This window comes from Acidisoma sp. S159, from assembly GCF_009766125.1.
In the GTDB taxonomy this organism is placed as follows: domain Bacteria; phylum Pseudomonadota; class Alphaproteobacteria; order Acetobacterales; family Acetobacteraceae; genus Acidisoma.
Window position 1 is genome coordinate 333,739 of sequence record NZ_LMUG01000008.1, and the last position, 18,808, is coordinate 352,546.

Below are 18,808 nucleotides of genomic sequence, written 5' to 3' on the forward strand. Positions count from 1 at the left end.
CAGTCCATGACCGAGGTTTCTGCATCACGTTCCTCCCCTCGCCGCGCGCTGCTCTCCATGGTGCTTCTGGGAGGCGCGCTGCTGCTCGGCTTCGCCGCGCCGGCCTTGGCACAGAGCTCCTGCGGCACCCCGCCCTCCGGCCTGGTGCGGCTGTGGACCGGTATCGGCTGCACGGGCTCGACGGAGGATATGTCGGCGAGCGGACCGGTGCCGAACTTCCCAACAACATCCCTGTCGAACGGCACGGGGCAGTGGATCGCGGTTTATGATGCGGCCGACCCGAGCCAGGCCAATCACACCCTGTTCGTGCAGAACGGCTGCTATTACCCGGACCTCGCGCTGTTCCAGTGGCAGGGCGGCGGCACCTGGGCCGGGATGGTGCGCGGCATCCAGATCCTGCCGCCGGGCAGCGATCCGGCCGCCTATCCGGCGCCGGGCAAAGTCATCGGCCGCTGCGAGTAGGTTTTCGGCAGTGGTGCTGCGGGATCGCAACGTGCTCCTGACTTAGTTGTCCAACCCGTTGAGCGGTCCTCGCCTCCGATTGGCTTTCGGCTTGAACCTCGCCCATTCCACCACGTCATGCTCGGCGAAGGCCGGGCATCCACGCCTTTTCTTGCTTCACAAAGGGCCAGGCGTGGATGGCACGCCTTCGCGTGCCATGACGGATCTCTGGATCGCGTTCATTACACATCTTTGCCCCTCGCCACCCAACATCACCGGTTGAATGGGCGGCCCAAGTGTTCCTAATCTCGAAACTACTCTGGATCCTGCTGAGGCCGAGCAGCTTCTTGCTGCTGCTGGGCCTCCTGGGACTGTTGCTGCTCTACGCTCGGCGGCGCGCTGGGGCGCTGGTCTGCCTTACGCTGTCGCTCGGCGCGATGGGGTTGGTGGTCCTGCTGCCGATCGGTCCCCTCATGCTGGAGCCGCTGGAAGGCCGGTTCCCGCAGGTGACGGTGCCGCCAGCGCAGGTGGATGGCATCATCGTCCTTGGCGGCGCGGTCGATACCGATCTAACCGAGGCCCATGGCATCCCGGCGCTCAACGATGCGGCCGAGCGGATGACGACGCTGGTGGCCCTCAGCCGGCGCTATCCCGCTGCTATCCTGGCCTTCACCGGCGGCAACGGGCGACTGCTGCGCGGAAGGCTGAGCGAAGCGGATGTAGCGCGGTCTTTATTCGACTCGCTGGGCGTGCCGCCCGGCCGGGTGCGCTACGAGAGCGGATCCCGCACGACCTATGAGAATGCGGTTCTGCTCAAGCGGCTGCTGATGCCACGTCCAGATCAGCACTGGGCGCTGATTACGTCGGCCTGGCATATGCCGCGCTCGGTCGGCATTTTCCGCAAAGCCGGCTGGAACGTGCTGCCCTGGCCGGTCGGTTATAAGACGGCGATGCGGCTCGATGTGCTGATGTTGGGCGGGCTTCCGGAACGGCTCGGCATGATCGACCTCGCGAGCCATGAATGGGTGGGGATGGTGGCCTATCACTTGCTCGGCCGCACCGATGCCTGGTTTCCAGCGCCGCAGGGGACGACGCCGAGATAGGGTGCGGGATCGACGCGGTGTCCGTCCACCGCGATCTCGAAATAGAGGTGGGTGCCGAAGGTAAGGCCGGTGCGGCCGATGCGGCCAATCCATTGGCCGGCCCGGACCTGCGTCGCGCCCTCGGCCAGTGCCGGTGAGACCTGGCCGAGATGGGCGTAGAGCGCGCGAAACCCGTCATGCTGGACCGCGACCTCAAGCCCGCCCATGCCGCGGCGATCGATGCGGATGACGCGGCCATTCGCCACCGCCCGCACCCAGGCGCCCGCCGCCGCGCGCAAATCGACGCCCCAATGATAGGTGCCGGCGATCGGCTGCCCGGCGATGATCCTCGGACCGAAGGGAGATGTCACGCAGCCAGGCGAGACCGGAACGATCAACGTCGGCAGGGAGGTGGTGGCGGGTGCCGAGGCAGCAAGCGCGGGAACTGCCCAAACACCCAGTAATACGCCAAGAAACGTTGCGCGGCCGAGGGATAGCGCCTCAACCTCTATTAAATACTGGAAGACGGCGCGCAACTTCGATACAGCGAGTCTGGAAGAACAGTGAGTTTCTCCGGAGGCGTCATGACGCGTGCTGCTTCTCGGGTGCTTCTTGCGGGTGGCCTTGGCCTCTTCTCTTGGGCAGCGCAGGCACAGTCGGTCCCGCCAGCGGGCGGCCTCAGGGCGGGAAGCCTGATCGTGCGAGCCTCGGTCATCGGCATTCTGCCGGAGGATCGCAATTCGACGGTGTCGTTGATTGGCGGTCATATCGACGTCGATGACACCGTCTCTCCGGCTTTCGATCTGTCCTACTTCGTCACCGACCATATTGCGATCGGCGCCACTACCGGGTTTCTCCGCACCAGCCTGTCGGCCCATGACACGCTGCTGGGGACCGTGCCGATCGGCAAGATCTCCAGCGTGCCGCTGGTTGTAACGGCCGAATACCACTTCCTGCCCAATTACCGCTTCAACCCCTATATCGGAGCGGGTGTCGCGGCCGCCTGGTATTACGACGCGAATCCGGAGGGGCCGCTGGTGCAGACTTTCGGGGTCGATGCGGCGGCCGGGGCCGCGCTGCAGATCGGCGTCGACTATCAGATCAGTGGCCCGTGGTATGGCAACTTCGATATCAAGCAGCTGTTTCTCTCCGCCCATGCGCGGATCAATCATGGCGAGGTCACGGCCGATACCGACATTGACCCGCTCATAATCGGCGCGGGACTCGGCTACCGCTTCTGAAACGCGACTGACCGGCTGGACATCCACCGACTTTGCCGTAAGGCGTCCTGCGTGAGCAGCGCGCGGATCGCCCCATGATGGAACACGGCACCCTTCGCGTGCTGGTGATTGGCTATGGCGCCTTCGGCCGGGCCCTGGCGGCGGCGCTGCAATGCCGAGGCGATATCCGGGTGGAAGTATTCAGCCGCCGGCTGGTAACGGAGTTCTTGGCCGCCTCGCGGTTCCTCCATCACCTCGAACACATCGAGCTGGCGGCGTACGACGTGGTGATCCTCGCACTGCCAAGCCGGGCACTGGCGGAAGTGCTGGGGCAGATCGCGCACCCGGTCGCGCCGACGGCTAGCTTTCTGTCCTGCATGAAAGGGATGGATGGCGCCGCCTGCGCCTTCCCCACCGAGGTCATCGCTCGGCATTTTCCGTCCCATCCCATCGGCATGCTGTCCGGTCCCACCTTCGCGAGCGAGATGCAGGCGGGCCATCGCGTCTGGATGTCGCTCGGCTGCACCGATCTGGAACACGGCCGGACACTGGCGGAGCGCCTTGCCGGGCCGCGCCTGGGCCTGCAGGCAACGTGCGACTTGCGGGGTCTGGAGATTGTCGGCGTGACGAAGAACATCATCGCACTCGGCGCCGGCCTCTGCGAGGGATTGGGTCTCGGCGAGAATACGCGTGCGAGCTACGTGGCGCGGGGCATTCGCGAACTCGGCCGGCTACTGCCGCTGCTGGGCGCCTCGGCCGGGACCTTGTTCGAGCCGGGCGCGCTAGGCGATCTTATCCTGACCTGCACCTCCGCCCAGTCGCGAAATTATCGCTATGGCAGGGCGCTCGGCGAGACGGCGGATATTCCGGCTTCGGGCGTGCCTGCGCCGCTCGCTGAGGGTCAGCAGTCGATCGAAACGTTTCTCGCCTTTCTTCGCCGCGGCGAAGTGCAGTCCGTTTTCTTCGAGCGTCTCAGCGCGGCCGTGCGGCGGCCAGCGGAGTTGCGGCCCCTGTTGCTGGAGGCAATCGACTGATGGCCGAACCATTCTTGCCGTGTGAGACTATGGCGTGAGTCCTGACAACCGGCCCTCCCTCCGCACCATCCTCGCCGACCGCCGGCTTTGGCTTATGACCGGCTTCGGTTTTGCCTCCGGCCTGCCGCTGCCGCTATCGGGCTTCACGCTGCGGCAGTGGCTGGCGGAGGGGAATGTCGGGCTCGGACTGATCGGCCTGACCGCGACGATCGGCCTCGCCTATGCGCTGAAGTTTCTGTGGTCGCCGATCTTCGACAATGCGGCGCCAGGCCCCCTCGCCCGGCTTGGCCGAAGGCGTGGCTGGCTGCTGGGCGTGCAGCCGCTGCTCAGCCTCGCTTGCCTTTCCATGGCATTGGCGAGTCCCAGCGCGTCGCCGTTTTTGCTGATCGGGCTCGCGGCGCTGCTCGCTTTCTGCTCGGCGAGCCAGGACACCATCATCGACGCCTGGCGTATCGAGAGCTTTCCCCAGGCGATGCAGGGCACGGCCCTCGCGGGCTATGTCTGGGGCTATCGGGCGGCGCTGCTGGTTTCGGGCGCCGCCGCGATCCGCCTCGCGACCAACCTAGGCTGGCATGGCGTTTTCGTCGTTATGGCGGCGCTGACCTTGATCGGTCCAATCGTGACGCTGATGGCGCGCGAGCCAGCGCTGGCGGCCTCCTTGGTGCGGGAGCTTGGCGCCAAGGTTTCCTTCGCCAGGCGTTTCGCGCGGTCGGTGGCGGAGCCGTTGCGGGAGTTCCTGTCGCGGCGCGGTGCCACCGCCATCCTCGCCTTCATCGTGCTGTTCCGGCTTGGCGAGGCGCTGGCCGGGACGATGCTGCCGCCCTTCTACCGTCACCTCGGCTATGACCGGGCGCAGGTCGCGCTGGCGAATGGGCCGGTGTCGCTGGTGGCCGTGCTGGTGGGCGCGGCGGTCGGCGGCTGGCTGGTCGCGCGGATCGGGACCGGACGCGCGCTGCTCATTACCGGCTCGTTCCAGACGCTCTGCATGGGCATGTATGTGCTGCTGTCCTATTCCGCCGGCAGCCACGCCGTTCTGATCCTGACGGCGGCGGTGGAATCCGGGGCCGAGGGGCTCGCGGACGCCGCTTTCATCACCTATCTGTCGGGCCTCTGCGACCGGCGGCATACGGCGACGCAATATGCCCTGCTCTCCTCGGTCGCCGCGCTGGCGCTGCGCACGGTGGGAGGACTCTCGGGCTTCATGGCTCATGCCCTCGGCTGGCATGCCTTCTACGTTATGACGGCTTTAGCGACGCTTCCCTCAATAGCCGTCATGGTCTACCTGCTGCGGCGTTACCCGCCACGGGAGATACCCGTGGCTCAGGATGGAGAGCTGAATGCCATCGTCTAAGGTTCGGGCCAGCGCGAAGGATGCATTGGCGGATGTTCTGAAGGACGGGATGCTGATCCTGTCCGGCGGCTTCGGCCTGTGTGGCATTCCCTCCGCTCTTATCGAGGCGATCCGCGAGAGCGGCGTGACCAATCTCACCATTGTCTCCAACAATGCCGGCATCGATGGCGTGGGCCTCGGCGTGCTGCTGGAGAGCAAGCAGGTGAAGAGGATGGTCAGCTCCTATGTCGGAGAGAACAAGCTGTTCATGCAGCAGTTCCTGGCCGGCGAGCTGGAGATCGAGTTCAATCCGCAGGGCACGCTCGCCGAGCGCATTCGCGCCGGGGGCGCCGGCATCCCGGCTTTCTTCACGCGCACCGGCTATGGCACTGCGGTCGCCGAGGGCAAGGAAACGCGGGAGTTCGACGGGCATCACTACGTAATGGAGCGTGGGATTTTCGGTGACCTCGCGGTAATCCATGCCTGGAAGGGCGATACGGAGGGCAACCTCATCTATCGAAAGACCGCGCGCAACTTCAATCCGATGATGGCGACGGCCGCGAAGGTGACGGTGGCGGAAGTCGAGGAGTTGCATGAGCCGGGCAGCTTCGATCCCGACCACATCGTGACGCCGGGCATTTACGTATCGCGGCTGGTGAAGCTGGATGTGATCGACAAGCGTATCGAGCAGCGCACGGTGCGCAAGCGCGAAGCGGCACCGGCGCTTGCCGGCAGCGACGGTTAGGGAGCGGCATCATGGCCTGGACACGCGATGAGATGGCGGCCCGCGCGGCGCGCGAGTTGCACGATGGCTTCTACGTCAATCTCGGCATCGGCATTCCGACGCTTGTGGCGAATTTCGTGCCGCCCGACATGAAGATCATCCTGCATAGCGAGAACGGCATGCTGGGGATGGGTCCGTTTCCCTTCGAAGGGGAAGAGGATGCCGACCTCATCAATGCCGGCAAGCAGACCGTGACGGTGCTGCCGACCACGAGCTTCTTCGACAGCGCCGAGAGCTTCGCGATGATTCGCGGCGGGCACATCAACCTTTCTATTCTCGGCGCGCTTCAGGTCGCGGAAAATGGCGATCTCGCGAATTGGATGGTGCCCGGCAAGATGGTGAAGGGCATGGGCGGCGCTATGGATTTGGTCGCCGGCGTCAAGCGCGTGGTGGTGCTGATGGAGCATACCGCGAAGGGCGAGGCGAAGATCCTCCGCGAGTGTAGTTTGCCACTGACCGGCAAGGGCGTGGTGGATATGATCGTCACCGATCTCGGCGTCTTCGATGTCGCCCGGCCGGGTCTGACTTTAGTGGACCTCGCCCCGGGTGTGACCGTGGACGAGGTGCGCGCCAAGACGGAGGCTTCCTTCGATGTGCATCCGGAGTTGGCCAGACGCGCTGCCTGACCAGTTGCCGTTGGAAAGGAAATAGGGCGCCTACGCCCCTCTGCGAAATAGACGTGCCAGGGCCGCTCTCAACCCCCGCCGCTGTGGAGGCTCGATATCACTTAAAACTGGGTGATCGGGTCGTCGGTTCTGCCGAGCGATCAACGCAGAATTTATTGCACGTTGATTTCTGATGTGAGCGGTCGTAAGCGTCCCCAGCGACTTTCCATCCGCGGAGCAGTCTTCACGACGCCGTTTGGCTCATTCTGCGGGTTGGCAATTAGTGGCGCCAGTAAACGCTCGAACTCAGCAATTGTCACCCTGACGTCAGCGAGGTTTGGTGGCGCAGTTGAGTTCGAGTCTGTGAGGAAGCCAAGAGCGCGCTCCTGGAGCGGGACCGCGAAATCGTGCTTACCCGGATCGATTGGTGACTGATGGGTGGTCGATCGTGCTGCCAGACTCGCTACCCGTGACATGTCGTTCCCCTCTCTGCCAGCGCGAAATGCTCACGACTACAAACGAGACTAGGGAACAGGATTGAGTAAAAAGTAAAAGCACCAGACCGCGGTCGAGGCTGGTCCTAAGCCCATAGGCTTTGAGACGAGGCTAGACTCAAGCGCCTGACAACGAAACTCTCCTAGCGATGCTTTCGTCGCTGAAAAGAGTCATAAAGTTACACCAAGGTCTTTTAAGATTGTCATTAAGGAAGCTGCTGTGCTGATAGCCTGCGTGATTGGCTTAAAGGCCTTATCTAAGTAGTCGCCAAATTTAACGATCTTCTCGATCGTCGTGAGCGACTTCTTAGTATCGGGTTCGGATTTTGCGGGCGGTGTAGGTGCGGCGGCGGACGTCGAAGTCTGCACGACAGGCTTCGAGCCGACTAGCTGTGTGACATCAGCGGACGAGTTCGGAGCAGCCTCCGGCTGAATTAGCTTCAGGACCGAGATGACCGCGTCAAGTTCCTCGATGGCTTTGTCATCCCCGGACGACGCGCGCCTGGCGCGCGTCTCCAGCCAATTTAGAGCCTGGATTTGCAAGTTTGTCGTATTCCTGGCGACCGTCAACCGGCGCCCGAGAGCCTTCGCATCGACTGTAGCCTTGGGCCGAGCGAGCAAGAGGATATCGGAAAACTTCCGCGCTTCGACTAAGCCATTAGCGATCGAAGCCTTGGAGAGATCGGGCGAAACCACGCGGGCATGGCGAAACGCCGCGGCCGGTTGAAGTCGAGACATGTTGGCAGGACGTCCTCTGCATCAGGAGCACACAACTTCGGCGCTCAGATAAATACTCGACCAAGTGAAAGGACACGGGCGGGTTACGCCGGCCAGTGTCGCTTGCACCCGCACAAGCTATTTGTGTCTCGGACAAAGAACAAGATTGTTTCGAAAATGAAATTACTGAGACGGTTCTGCGTCTAATCAGCGTTTCGCTGGCAGCGACTAGCGAGCTGCTCGCCCAATTCAGTATGCGCCGCTAATCCGCCGAGACGCCTCGCACCCGCCATGCCGCCGCGGCGATTCCCGCCGCGCCGATCGTGGTGGCCAAGGCGCAGGCGGCCATGGCGTCGAACAGGCCGAGGTCGTCCGCGATGGCGCCCAGGGCCACTACTGGCAGCAGGTTGCCGATATAGCCGACGGCATAGGCGAGCGAGACGAGGGTTGCTCGCGAGTGCGGTGGCGCGCTGCGGCTCGCCAGCGCCGCCGAGCCGGCGAAGCAGCAGCCGAAGCCCGCCCCTGTCAATACCGTCCCAAGACAGAAGATGACGGCGGAATCCATGGCTGCGGCCAGAGTGCAGAGCAGCAGGCTCAGCCCCATGAGAATGGCGCCGCCGACCAGCATACGCTTCAGCGTCATGGACCGGGTGAGCAACTGACTTGTTCCCGCGACGACCTGGAAGGCGGAGACGGTCAGGCCGGCAAGTGCTGCGCTATGGATGCCGATCAGGTGGCGGGCGAAGGTCGGCCCCAGGCCCACGAAGGTCCCGCCAACCATCCAGGCGAGCGCCATGCCGGCACAGGCGATGACATAGGGCAGCCCCGCGTTGCGCAGCGTCCGGCCAAAGCCGTCAGTGGCGATCCCGACCGACAGATGCACGACCGGCGACGTGGCTGGCCACGCCGTGCGTGACAGGCAAATCGCCGTCACCACCGCCGCGACGGCGAGGACGATGTAAGGCGTGACGCTCGGCGCGGCGTTCAAGGCGAGCGCGGCGCCGCTCAGGATGGGCCCGAGTGTGCCACCCGCCGTAATCGCCACGGTGGCGATGACAGCGGCTTTTTTGCCGTCCCGCTTGGGATCGAGCTCGACGAGCGCCGCGGTCGCGGGTCCCATGACGGCGCCCGTTCCGAATCCGGCGAAAACCCGGCCGACGAGCAAAGCGTCCACCGAACCCGCCATTGCCATGATGACGGCACCGACGGCTACTGCTCCGAGGCCGAAGAGCAACAGGCTGCGGCGGTCACCCAGCCGGTCGGAGACACGGCCGATCACCAGCAGGGTAGTCAATGTGCCGAGCGAATAGGCGGTGTAGATCTCGGTGAGGACCGTCGCGGCGAAGTGCCAGCGATCCTGATAGAAGCCATACAGCGGCGAAGGCGCGCTGCTCCCGAGCAGGGCGAGCACCACGGTCGCAATCACCAGGTGTCGCGCGAACCGGCTCTGAACGCCCTGCTCAATCACTGGGGCGGTCACCGCCATGCCTGCACGCGCTCCATCCGAGCGTTCATCTAGAGCATGCCTCGCACGGGAGCGACCAGGGGGAAGCCGCGAAGCAGCCTTGCCAATGGCTGGAGGTGACAAGGGCCAGGCGAGACCATACAGGCGGTGGATGGCGGTCACCTTTGGTCTCATCGCGGCACTTTGCTGGGGTCTGGGCGACTTCCTGTCGCGCTTCTCGGCGCGTGGCTTGGGCGCGTGGCGCAGCACCTTCTTCGGGCAGATGCCCGGTGCCTTGGTGATCTCGTCGTGGCTTCTGCTCGATACGGCGCACTGGCCCCGCCTCGCCGCGGCACCGCCCTCGATTTGGGTCTTGGCCTGTCTCGGCGCGAGTTTTTCCATCTTCTCGACCTATGCGATGACACGGGCGCTGATGGTGGGCGCTCTTTCGCTGGTGGTGCCGATCATCGCGAGCTACGGCGCGATCTCGACCGTGCTCGCCCTCCTCAGCGGCGAGACTCTCGCGGCGCTACCGGCGCTGGGCATTGCTGTTTGCATCGGTGGCATTGCGGCGGCGGCAGCGGCGCCTCGGAACGATGCGGCACTGCGGCGGGAGACGGCTGGGATAGGCTGGGCGCTAGCCGCTGCTGCGGGTTATGGCACCGCGCTATGGATCCAGGGGCGCTTCGTGATGCCGCAGCTCGGACCGGCGGCGCCGCTCACCATTACTTACTGCGGCAATGTCGCGATTGCTTTGGTGTTCCTGCGCGCCCGGCGGGAGAGCCTGGCCTGGCCGCCGCTACGCCTGCTCGGCTTCACTTTCGGCTACGGGGTGCTGACGGCGACCGCCTATATCAGCCTGGCGCTGGGTCTCGCGACGGGTCAGGTGGCGATCGTGGCGGTGCTGAGTTCTCTGTGCAGCGCACTGACCGCCGTGCTGGGGTTCATTCTGCTGCGTGAGCGAATGGCCATGCGGCAATGGGCAGGGGTCGCGCTGATCTTGCTGGGGGTTGGGCTGGTGAACGCGGGGTAGGTTGAGCTACGCCCGACCCTACCCGCCGTCATCCTCGGCGAAGGCCGAGGATCCACGCCTTCGTCTTGGCGCCGATGGAAAAGCGCGGGTGGCACGGGGTGCCCCGCACGCCTTCGCGTGCCATGATGGTCCATTCGATCCCGGACCACCATCGTCCTTGGCGAAGGCCAACGGGCGCTAACGACCCCTCAGGCCAGCCCCTCATACTTCGGCAGGTGCCAGGCCTCCGGCTCCTCGGCCGCGCCGCGATACCAGGCTCCAACCAGGGGATGGGCGCGCACCGCCGCGCAATAATCGGCGCTCGCATCGCCGATCACCGGCTCGTAGGTCAGGAAGCGCGCGACGACCGGGGCGAACATGATGTCGGCGCCAGTGAAGGGCGCGCCAAAAAGATAGGGGCCGCTCGCCCCAAACTCGGCGCGGACCGAGGCCCAGAGCGATTCGATGCGGCCGACATCGGCCAAGGCGCCGGCCGTCTGGCCCAGCCCGCCGTAATCCTTGCGCCCGAGATTCATCGGCATGGACTGGCGAAGGTCGCGATACGAGGCGTGCATCTCGGCGGCGACGGATCGCGCCATCGCGCGCGCGCGCCGGTCCTCGGGCCAGAGCGAGGGCTGGAACTCCGCACAGTATTCGATGATGGCGATGGTCTCCCAGATCCGCGCCCCGTCATGTTCGAGATAGGGCACCAGGCCGCTCGGGCTCGCCTGTTTCACGGCTGGCGTATTGCCGCCCTCCAGGGGAATCAGCACCTCGGTGACATCCAGGCCAGCGGAGGCCACGGCGAGCCAGCCCCGCATTGACCAGGAGGAATAGCGGCGGTTGCCGATAACCAATCGTCCCTCAGACATTTCGAATACTCGCTTGCTCCCGATACGCGTCCATCCCATGCCCGACCCGCCCCGGGCAACCCGTTACCAGCCGCAATGGCAGCCATGACGGAAAGTGATGAGCGAAGATCGTAACGCCCGTTATAATGACGATTGTAATGGCGTATCTCCCGCTCGAGGAAGATCTCCTCTTTCTCATCCATGACACCGCCCGGATGATCGGCATCCATGTCGATCGGCTGGCGCGGCAGCATGGCATGAGCCGGGCGCAATGGGTGCTGCTCATTAAGCTAGACCGCCATCCCGGGCTTTCGCAACGCGATCTCGCGGAGTTCATGGAGGTCGAGCCGATCACGGTCGGCCGGCTGATCGACAAGCTGGAGGCGCGCGGACTCGTGACGCGCAAGCCGGATGATCAGGATCGCCGGGTCTGGCGCGTGCATCTGCTGCCGGCGGCGCAGCCCTATCTCGCCGAGATCGGCCTGCATCGCGCCGAAATCGCAGAACTGGTGGGGCGGGGCATTCCGCCCGCCATGGCGGAGACGCTGCGGCAGGGTCTCATCCGATCGAAAAGCAATGTGGCGGCGGCCTTGCGCGCCCAGGCGAGCGACTCAGTTCCGCGAACTGAACCGCTTTTGCCGCAGGACGAGGCCTTGGAGGCATAAATGGATCAGGTTTCCCCCCGCGACCGCTCGGAAGCGGCTGCCGACACGATGGCCGGTCCGACGCCGGAGAGCCGCCGTACCACGGCGGCCGCGCCTGTCCGCCGCCGCCGCGTTTCCCTAAGGCTGCCGCTGATGCTGGGCGGGATCGTCATAGTGCTCGGCGGTTCAGGCTATATGTGGCTGACCGGCGGCCGCTACGTTTCGACCGACGACGCCTACGTCCAGGCCGCGGAACTCAATGTTACGACCGATGTCTCCGGTCTGGTGTCGCGGGTATTGGTGCACGAGGGCGACCATGTGAAGACGGGCCAGGTGCTGTTTCACCTGGGCGAGCATCATTTCCAGATCATGCTCGATGGCGCGAAGGCAAAGCTCGCGCAAATCGCGCTGAACTACGCAGCGATGCAGCAGGATTATCTTCGGATGCTGCGCGATGTGGACACGGCGAAGGCGCAGGTCGATGGCGATCAGGCGGATTTCGGCCGGTTTTCCTCCCTAATCCACAGCGGCGGCGTGACGCGAGCCGAGTATGATACGGCGCATTACAAGCTGCTCGCGGATCAGGCACGGCTTGGCGCCCTCCAGGAACAGGCCCGCACGCAATTGGCGCGGCTGGGCGGCGTCGCGGATTCGTCGGTCGAGAATTTCCCTGACTATAAGAGCGCCCAGGCGGATGTCGCCGAGGCGCAGCGTCAGCTCGACCACACCGTCGTTGTGGCGCCGTTCAACGGTATCGTCACCAATGTCGAAGCTGTTCAGCGCGGCCAGTATCTCAATGCCTCGGCCGCGGCCTTCGGGCTGGTTTCGACCGATGACGTCTTCGTCACCGCGCAGCCCAAGGAAACACAGCTTACCCATGTGCGGCCCGGCCAGCCGGTTACGATCACGGTCGACAGCTATCCCGGCGCGAAGTGGAACGGCGTCGTCGAGAGCATCTCACCTGCCTCGGGCTCGCAATTCTCGCTGCTGCCGGCCGAGAATTCCTCGGGCAACTGGGTGAAGGTCGTGCAGCGCATTCCGATCCGGGTGAAGGTGACTGGCGGGCCCGCGGACCTGGACTTGCGTGCGGGAATGAGCGTCGAGGTCTCGATCGACACGGGCCATAAGCGCCAGCTGAGCGACATCATTCCCTGATGTCGATGGCCGATACCCGCCCCCTCTACGAGCGGATCACCCCGGCAACCCGCACGATTGTCACCATCTGCGTGATGCTGGCGACGCTGATGCAGGCGCTCGACAGCACAATCGCGAATGTGGCGCTGCCTTATATGCAGGGCACGCTGTCAGCGAATGCCGACCAGATCAACTGGGTGCTGACCTCCTACGTCGTTGCCGCCGCCATCATGACGGCGCCGGTGGGTTGGCTGACGGCGCGCTTCGGCGCCAAGAATGTGCTGCTGGTGAGCCTCGTTGGGTTCACCGCTACGTCAATGCTGTGTGGCATCGCGGGCGGCATTGGCGAGATGGTGATCTTCCGCTTTCTCCAGGGCGTCTTCGGTGCCGCCCTGGTGCCGCTGTCGCAGTCGACGCTACTGAATATCTATTCGCCGGCGCAGCGCGGACCGGCGATGTCGATCTGGGGCATGGGCGTGATGCTCGGGCCGATCCTCGGCCCCACACTCGGCGGCTATCTGACGGACCTCTACAACTGGCGCTGGGTGTTTTTTGTCAACCTGCCCTTCGGCATCGCGGCCATTCTCGGGATCGTGCTGTTCATGCGCGAGGAGGGTGAGCGGAAGGTTCCCGGCTTCGACTGGACAGGCTTTGTGATCCTCGGCTTCGCGCTGGCTGGGCTACAGCTCGCGCTCGATCGCGGCGAGACGCAGGATTGGTTTACCTCGAAGGAAATCATCGTCGAGGCGGTAGTGGCGGGGCTCGGCATTTACCTCTTCACCGTGCATATGCTGACCTCGAACCGGCCGCTGCTGCCCAAGGCGCTGTTCACTGACCGCAATATGCTGAGCGCCATCCTAATGATGTTCCTCGTCGGCATGGTGCTGTTGTCGAGTTCGGCGCTGCTTGCCCCTTACCTTCAGCGCCTGTCGGGGTATTCAGTGCGCGAGGCGGGGCTGGAGATGGCGCCGCGCGGGTTCGGGACCATGGCCGCGATGCTGATCTCCGGGCGGGTCGGGACCAAGATCGATGCGCGGTTGCAGATGCTGGTCGGCGTCATCCTGCTGGTGTTGTCACTGTACTGGATGACGCAATGGACGCCGGATGTGGCGAGCTCATCCATCTTGTTCGCGATCATCGTGCAGGGCGCGGGCCTGGGCTTCGTCTTCATGCCGCTGCAGCTGATTGCCTTCGCGACGCTTAGCCCGACACTGCGCGGCGACGGCGCTGCCGCAATGAGCCTTACGCGCAACATCGGCATGGCGATCGGCACTTCGGTGAGTTCAGCGGTGGTGGCTCAGATGGGGCAATATGAGCATGCGGTGCTGAGCTATTTCATCACGCCCTTCGCGCATGCGTTGCAGACGGGCATGCCGATCGACCCGCGGACCGCCGCGGGGGCGGTTCGGCTGGACGGCATGATCACGCGGCAGGCGAATATCATCGGCTACATCGATGCGTTCAAACTGCTGATGCTGACCTCTATCCCCTGCGCCGCACTGCTCCTGCTCATGCGCAAGCCGAAGACCCCGGCTCCCGCGGGGGACGGGCCGGCTCACGCGGCGATGGATTGAGGGCGCGGCCGCCGCCTAACACAGAGACGTTAATGGTTAGTTGCAGTTATGCAACTTTCTCCCATAAATGCGGCGATGACAAATGGCGCGCATGATCGGCTGACAAAAGACGGCGATAAAGCTCGGCGTCAGGCGCGCCGCGTGGCGCGCGCGCGGAAGCCTCCCGTTGACCCAGCCCTTGACGGGATTAGCCGAAGCGGATTGTTCGACGAAGCCTGGTATCGGCTCCGCTACGAGATTCGACCCAAGGTCGATGCGCTTGCCGACTGGTTCGAGCGGGGCTGCAAGAGTGGATTTCAGCCCAATCTTTGCTTTCAGCCCGATTGGTATCTCGCGCAGTACCGGGACGTCGAGGCCCACGGCATCAACCCCCTTGTCCACTACATCGACAATGGGGAGGCCGAAGGCCGTAAACCCTCACCGCTTTTCGACCCTGCCTGGTATCGCCAGACATACAACCCGCCATCGGGCGAGTTGTGTCTCGCGCATTATCTGCGGTTGCGCGGAACCGGAACGGTCAATCCGCTGCCCGGCTTTGACGCGAATTTCTACCTCTCGGAGAATTCCGATGTCGCTGAAGCAGGCGTTGATCCCTTCAGCCATTTCATGGAGCAGGGGTTTCGGGAGAACCGTGACCCCTCTCCCAGTTTCGACACGGCGTTTTATCGGAGCCGGTATCTGCGCAATCAGCCCGATGCCAATCCGCTGCTCGACTACCGGGAAAGGCGTGAGCGCGATCTTGTCTTCGTGCGCCGCCCTTTGCACGAGGAGACAATCCCGGCGGAGATGCGCCGCTTCACCCGGCCAGGCGAGTTTTTCGAGGAATTCCAGCCACTCCCACCGGGTGCGCCGCGACGGGCGATGGTGCTGGCTTATTACCTGCCGCAGTTTCATGCGACGCGCGAGAATGACGCGTGGTGGGGCAAGGGCTTCACCGAATGGACCAATCTGGCGCGGGGCCTGCCGCGCTTCGGTGGCCATTACCAGCCGCGCACGCCGCGCGACTTAGGCTTCTACGATCTCAACGACCCAGCCACCATGCGCCGGCAAATCGCGATGGCGAAGGCCGCCGGTCTGGGTGGTTTCATCTTCTACTTCTACTGGTTCGACGGCGAACGTCTGCTGGACAGCCCGATCGAGCGGTTTCTCGCCGATCCCACGCTCGACATGCCTTTCTGCCTTATGTGGGCGAATGAGAATTGGACGCGCCGGTGGGACGGTCTGGAAACCGAAATACTCATCTCGCAGGACTATCGGCCGTCCGACGATGAGTCGCTGATCCGCTGCTTCGCGCGCCATTTCGCCGATCCGCGCTATATCCGGCTGCAAGGCCGGCCCGTGCTGATGATCTATCGCCCGAACATCATTCCCGATGCGACCGGAACCATCGCACGGTGGCGCGAGATGTTCCAGCGGATCACCGGCGAGGATCCGCTGATGGTCATGGCTCAGGGGTTTGGTGCCGCGGATCCGCGCGAGTTCGGGCTGGATGGTGCCGTCGAGTTTCCCCCGCACAAGCTTTGTGCCGATTTGCCGTCGATCGCCGATAGCCTGATGTGGTTCGATCCGGACGCTCAGGGCAAGATTGTGCGTTTCGAAGATGCCGTGCGGCAATCGCTGGACGAGCCGACACCGCCCTTCCCGCTTATCAAGACCGCTTGCCCAGGCTGGGACAATGATGCCCGGCGGGAAGGCAAAGGCATGGTGGTGCATGGCGCGACGCCCGCCGCCTTCGAACACTGGGTCAGTGAGCTGGTCGATCGCGCGCGCACGGCGCCTTTCTTCGGCAAGGCGATCGTCTGCATCAATGCCTGGAACGAGTGGGCCGAGGGCGCCTATCTGGAGCCCGACACCCATTTCGGTGCCGCCTTCCTCAATGCGGCGAGCCGCGCGATCAGCGCCGCCGCGCCGCCGCATCATCGCGCGAAATTTCTGCTGGTAGGCCATGACGCGCATCGCCATGGGGCGCAGACGCTGCTGCTCGAACTTGGTCGCAAACTTCGTGCGGCGCATGGTCTGGCCGTGGAATTCCTGCTGCTCGACGGCGGTCCAATGCTCGCCCAGTATGCTGCCGAAGCGCCGACGGCGGTACTGAGCGGCACGAAGGATCTGGAGCGGGAGATCAACGGGTTGCTGGCGCGCGGTTTTACCAGCGCGATAGTCAATAGCGTTGCCTCGGGGCGCGCCTGTGTGGCGCTGGCGGAGCGCGGCGTGGCGCCGGTGCTGCTGGTTCACGAATTGCCGAGTTTGATTCGCGAGAAGTCTCTTACGGGGATTGCGGTGTCGGCGGTGGAAGCGGCGAAACACGCTGTCTTCCCCTCGACTTTTGTGCGCAACGCCTTCGTCGGGCTCACGCCTGCCGGGGTGGATTTGGTTGGTGAGGTCATTCTTCCGCAGGGTGTTTACCAGCCGGTCGTCTTCGATCTTGCGGCTCGATTGCGCGTTCGAGCGGAATTTGGCGTGCCCGCGGGGGCGCGGCTCTTGCTTGGCTTGGGTTATGGCGATCTGCGCAAGGGGTTCGATCTGTTCCTGCAGCTTTGGCGCGCCAGTCAAGGCGGAAACGAGCCGGTGCATTGCCTTTGGGCGGGCAAGCTGGACACGACACTCACCGGCTATCTTCAGCCCGAGATCTCCGCGGCGATGGAGGCCGGCAGCTTCCACCTGGCCGGGTTCCGTCGAGACGTGGCGGCGTTGCTTTCGGCCGCCGATGTCTTTGTGCTGACCTCGCGGGAGGATCCCTTTCCCTCGACGGTGCTGGAGGCTCTTGCGGCCGGACTGCCGAGTGTCGCTTTCCTCGGTTCCGGCGGTGTGCCTGAGATGCTGGCCGAGTTTGTCGCCGGGGAAGCGATGCCGATGGGCAATGTGGCGGCGATGGCGCTGGCGGCGCGGCAGCTAGGCGATCTCGCGGACGTGGAGATTGCCGATCGGCGCGAGCGGCTTGCAGCTATCGCCGAAGAGTATTTCGATTTTGGCCGCTATGCGCGCGACATCGTGGATCATGTCGATCCTACTCTGCTGGAGGTCTCGGTCGCGGTGCCCAATTATAATTATGCACAATACTTGCCCGAGCGGCTGGGTGCGATCTTCGGCCAGACGCTGCCCGTTCGGGAGGTGTTGCTGCTCGACGACGCTTCCACGGATGACAGCCTATCCGTAGCGCGAGAGACGGCGGAAACTTGGCGGCGCGATCTACGCATTTTGCCAAACGAGCGCAATTCCGGGGCGGTGCTGCGGCAATGGCGCAAGGCCGCCGAAGCGGTGAGCGGGCGCTACCTCTGGATCGCGGAGGCGGATGACGACAGCGATCCGCGATTTCTCGAAAAGGCAGTGGCCGCGCTAGATGCCGAGCCTGCGGCGGTAATGGCGTTTACCGACAGCGCCTCGATTGACGAGGCGGGCGAAACGATCGAGGCGAGTTATCAGCACTACTACAATATTTCTGCCCCCGGCTTCCTCACGATCGACGGCGTGTTTCCCGGCGGGCTCTTCCTGGAGCGGTGCCTCAGCGAGCGAAATCTTATACTCAATGTAAGTTCCGTCGTGTGGCGGCGCTCGGCGTTGCTGGCGGCATTTGAGCGATGCGAAGCGGCGCTCGACACTTTCATGGTCGCGGGAGATTGGCGACTGTATGCGGAGGTCTTGTCGGTCCCAGGCGCGCGGATTGCCTATGTGGCGTTGCCGCTCAATCGGCACCGGCGGCATCGCGCGAGCGTAACGCGGTTGCTGGACGCGGATCGCCATGTCGCGGAAATCGCGGCGGCGCAGGCGGCGGTGGCTAGATTTCTACCGCTGCAGTCGGCGCGGATTGCTCGTCAAAAGCAATATCTTGAGGAGGTTTCGAAGCAGCTTGGCGCGGGAGGCATGCCCCCGCGCCTCCGCGACCCAACGAAACGGGCGGCTCGCGCCCGGTCTTCTAAGGCTGGACGTTGACCTGACCGCGGATCTCACCGTTCGGGAAGGCTTGCGTATGGAGGTTCACGTAGTAGAGGCCGCCTAGAAGCTGCGACACCTCGTCGAGCGTCAGCTTGGCGGCGCCGTCGATCGGGCTGGTCAGCGGCGGTGGGATCGGGACCACCGGCGGCGCGTCTATGCCGGGTGTCGCGGGGCCATGGAAATGCGCCGCCATCACCGGGCCGGAGAGGCCCGAATAGGTGATGTGCCACTGTAGCGTAAGCGTCGCCGCGTCATACTGCGCCGTGACGTAGCCAAGCCCCGTCGGAGGCGCGCCAGTCACTGGAATGAGCTTGGCGGTGAGGGTAACAACGGCAGCCTGAGCCGAGCCCGAGGCGAGTAGACCGCCGACGCCGAGGAGCGTCACAGCCGCGAGGGTCATGAGGCTGCGCCGGCCGAGAAATTGCTTCATCGCGAATATCCTTGCTGTGGCACTCATAAAAATATCTCGCTCCCTGCTCGGTGATGTTGAGGGGGCGATCACGGGATCG

17 protein-coding genes are annotated in these 18,808 nt (G+C 64.2%); 12 read left to right on the plus strand and 5 right to left on the minus strand.

Annotated features, from left to right (window positions below; genetic code table 11):
• The first annotated feature begins 6 nt into the window (after positions 1–6).
• On the plus strand, positions 7–462 hold the full coding sequence (locus GSQ92_RS04850; protein ID WP_158802289.1) for a hypothetical protein: 456 nt from the start codon (positions 7–9) through the stop codon (positions 460–462).
• A gap of 275 nt (positions 463–737) precedes the next feature.
• Entirely contained in the window at positions 738–1,544 is an 807-nt protein-coding gene (locus GSQ92_RS04855) for a YdcF family protein (protein ID WP_158802290.1), read from the plus strand.
• Here GSQ92_RS04855 and GSQ92_RS04860 read toward each other — a convergent pair.
• Positions 1,484–2,059: a M23 family metallopeptidase gene (locus GSQ92_RS04860; protein ID WP_159013096.1), complete on the minus strand. Its 576-nt coding sequence runs from the start codon at positions 2,057–2,059 to the stop codon at positions 1,484–1,486. The two genes, GSQ92_RS04855 and GSQ92_RS04860, sit on opposite strands and share 61 nt — an antisense overlap.
• A 48-nt stretch (positions 2,060–2,107) precedes the next feature.
• Here GSQ92_RS04860 and GSQ92_RS04865 point away from each other — a divergent pair, with 48 nt between their 5' ends.
• From GSQ92_RS04865 to GSQ92_RS04885, 5 genes are all read left to right on the plus strand, one after another.
• On the plus strand, positions 2,108–2,764 hold the full coding sequence (locus GSQ92_RS04865) for an OmpW family protein (RefSeq protein ID WP_158802292.1): 657 nt from the start codon (positions 2,108–2,110) through the stop codon (positions 2,762–2,764).
• 74 nt (positions 2,765–2,838) lie between these two features.
• Positions 2,839–3,777 carry an NAD(P)H-dependent glycerol-3-phosphate dehydrogenase gene (locus tag GSQ92_RS04870; RefSeq protein ID WP_159013097.1) on the plus strand — a complete coding sequence of 313 codons (939 nt, stop codon included), beginning with the start codon at positions 2,839–2,841 and terminating at the stop codon, positions 3,775–3,777.
• Positions 3,778–3,811: 34 nt separating this feature from the next.
• Positions 3,812–5,128, plus strand: a complete 1,317-nt coding sequence (locus GSQ92_RS04875) for an AmpG family muropeptide MFS transporter (protein WP_254065556.1) — start codon at positions 3,812–3,814, stop codon at positions 5,126–5,128.
• Positions 5,115–5,852 (plus strand): CoA transferase subunit A, encoded by a 738-nt coding sequence (locus tag GSQ92_RS04880; RefSeq protein ID WP_159013098.1) that lies wholly within the window; start codon positions 5,115–5,117, stop codon positions 5,850–5,852. The genes GSQ92_RS04875 and GSQ92_RS04880 overlap by 14 nt, the downstream gene beginning before the upstream one ends.
• Before the next feature lie 11 nt (positions 5,853–5,863).
• Positions 5,864–6,517 (plus strand): CoA transferase subunit B, encoded by a 654-nt coding sequence (locus GSQ92_RS04885; protein WP_159013099.1) that lies wholly within the window; start codon positions 5,864–5,866, stop codon positions 6,515–6,517.
• Positions 6,518–7,161: 644 nt separating this feature from the next.
• Here the strand turns inward: GSQ92_RS04885 and GSQ92_RS04890 are convergent.
• Both GSQ92_RS04890 and GSQ92_RS04895 read right to left on the minus strand, forming a co-directional pair.
• Positions 7,162–7,728: a hypothetical protein gene (locus GSQ92_RS04890; protein WP_158802296.1), complete on the minus strand. Its 567-nt coding sequence runs from the start codon at positions 7,726–7,728 to the stop codon at positions 7,162–7,164.
• Between the two features lie 241 nt (positions 7,729–7,969).
• The gene (locus GSQ92_RS04895) at positions 7,970–9,193 is read right to left on the minus strand and encodes an MFS transporter (protein WP_159013100.1); all 1,224 of its coding nucleotides are present in this window, start codon (positions 9,191–9,193) and stop codon (positions 7,970–7,972) included.
• A gap of 130 nt (positions 9,194–9,323) precedes the next feature.
• Here GSQ92_RS04895 and GSQ92_RS04900 point away from each other — a divergent pair, with 130 nt between their 5' ends.
• On the plus strand, positions 9,324–10,184 hold the full coding sequence (locus tag GSQ92_RS04900) for a DMT family transporter (RefSeq protein ID WP_158802298.1): 861 nt from the start codon (positions 9,324–9,326) through the stop codon (positions 10,182–10,184).
• Between the two features lie 188 nt (positions 10,185–10,372).
• Here GSQ92_RS04900 and GSQ92_RS04905 read toward each other — a convergent pair whose 3' ends face one another.
• On the minus strand, positions 10,373–11,035 hold the full coding sequence (locus GSQ92_RS04905) for a glutathione S-transferase family protein (protein WP_158802299.1): 663 nt from the start codon (positions 11,033–11,035) through the stop codon (positions 10,373–10,375).
• A gap of 137 nt (positions 11,036–11,172) precedes the next feature.
• Here GSQ92_RS04905 and GSQ92_RS04910 point away from each other — a divergent pair, with 137 nt between their 5' ends.
• The 4 genes from GSQ92_RS04910 to GSQ92_RS04925 are packed head-to-tail and all read left to right on the plus strand — an operon-like array spanning position 11,173 to position 18,296.
• The gene (locus tag GSQ92_RS04910) at positions 11,173–11,679 is read left to right on the plus strand and encodes a MarR family winged helix-turn-helix transcriptional regulator (RefSeq protein WP_158802300.1); all 507 of its coding nucleotides are present in this window, start codon (positions 11,173–11,175) and stop codon (positions 11,677–11,679) included.
• Complete coding sequence (locus GSQ92_RS04915) at positions 11,680–12,813, plus strand: HlyD family secretion protein (RefSeq protein WP_158802301.1); 1,134 nt, start codon at positions 11,680–11,682, stop codon at positions 12,811–12,813.
• 5 nt (positions 12,814–12,818) lie between these two features.
• Positions 12,819–14,366 (plus strand): DHA2 family efflux MFS transporter permease subunit, encoded by a 1,548-nt coding sequence (locus GSQ92_RS04920; protein ID WP_158802302.1) that lies wholly within the window; start codon positions 12,819–12,821, stop codon positions 14,364–14,366.
• A 48-nt stretch (positions 14,367–14,414) separates the two neighbouring features.
• A complete protein-coding gene (locus GSQ92_RS04925; RefSeq protein ID WP_158802303.1) occupies positions 14,415–18,296 on the plus strand; it encodes a glycoside hydrolase family 99-like domain-containing protein in 3,882 nt (1,293 codons plus the stop codon).
• Here GSQ92_RS04925 and GSQ92_RS04930 read toward each other — a convergent pair.
• Positions 18,280–18,729 carry a CHRD domain-containing protein gene (locus GSQ92_RS04930; protein WP_158802304.1) on the minus strand — a complete coding sequence of 150 codons (450 nt, stop codon included), beginning with the start codon at positions 18,727–18,729 and terminating at the stop codon, positions 18,280–18,282. The genes GSQ92_RS04925 and GSQ92_RS04930 overlap by 17 nt on opposite strands.
• Positions 18,730–18,808 lie beyond the last annotated feature (79 nt).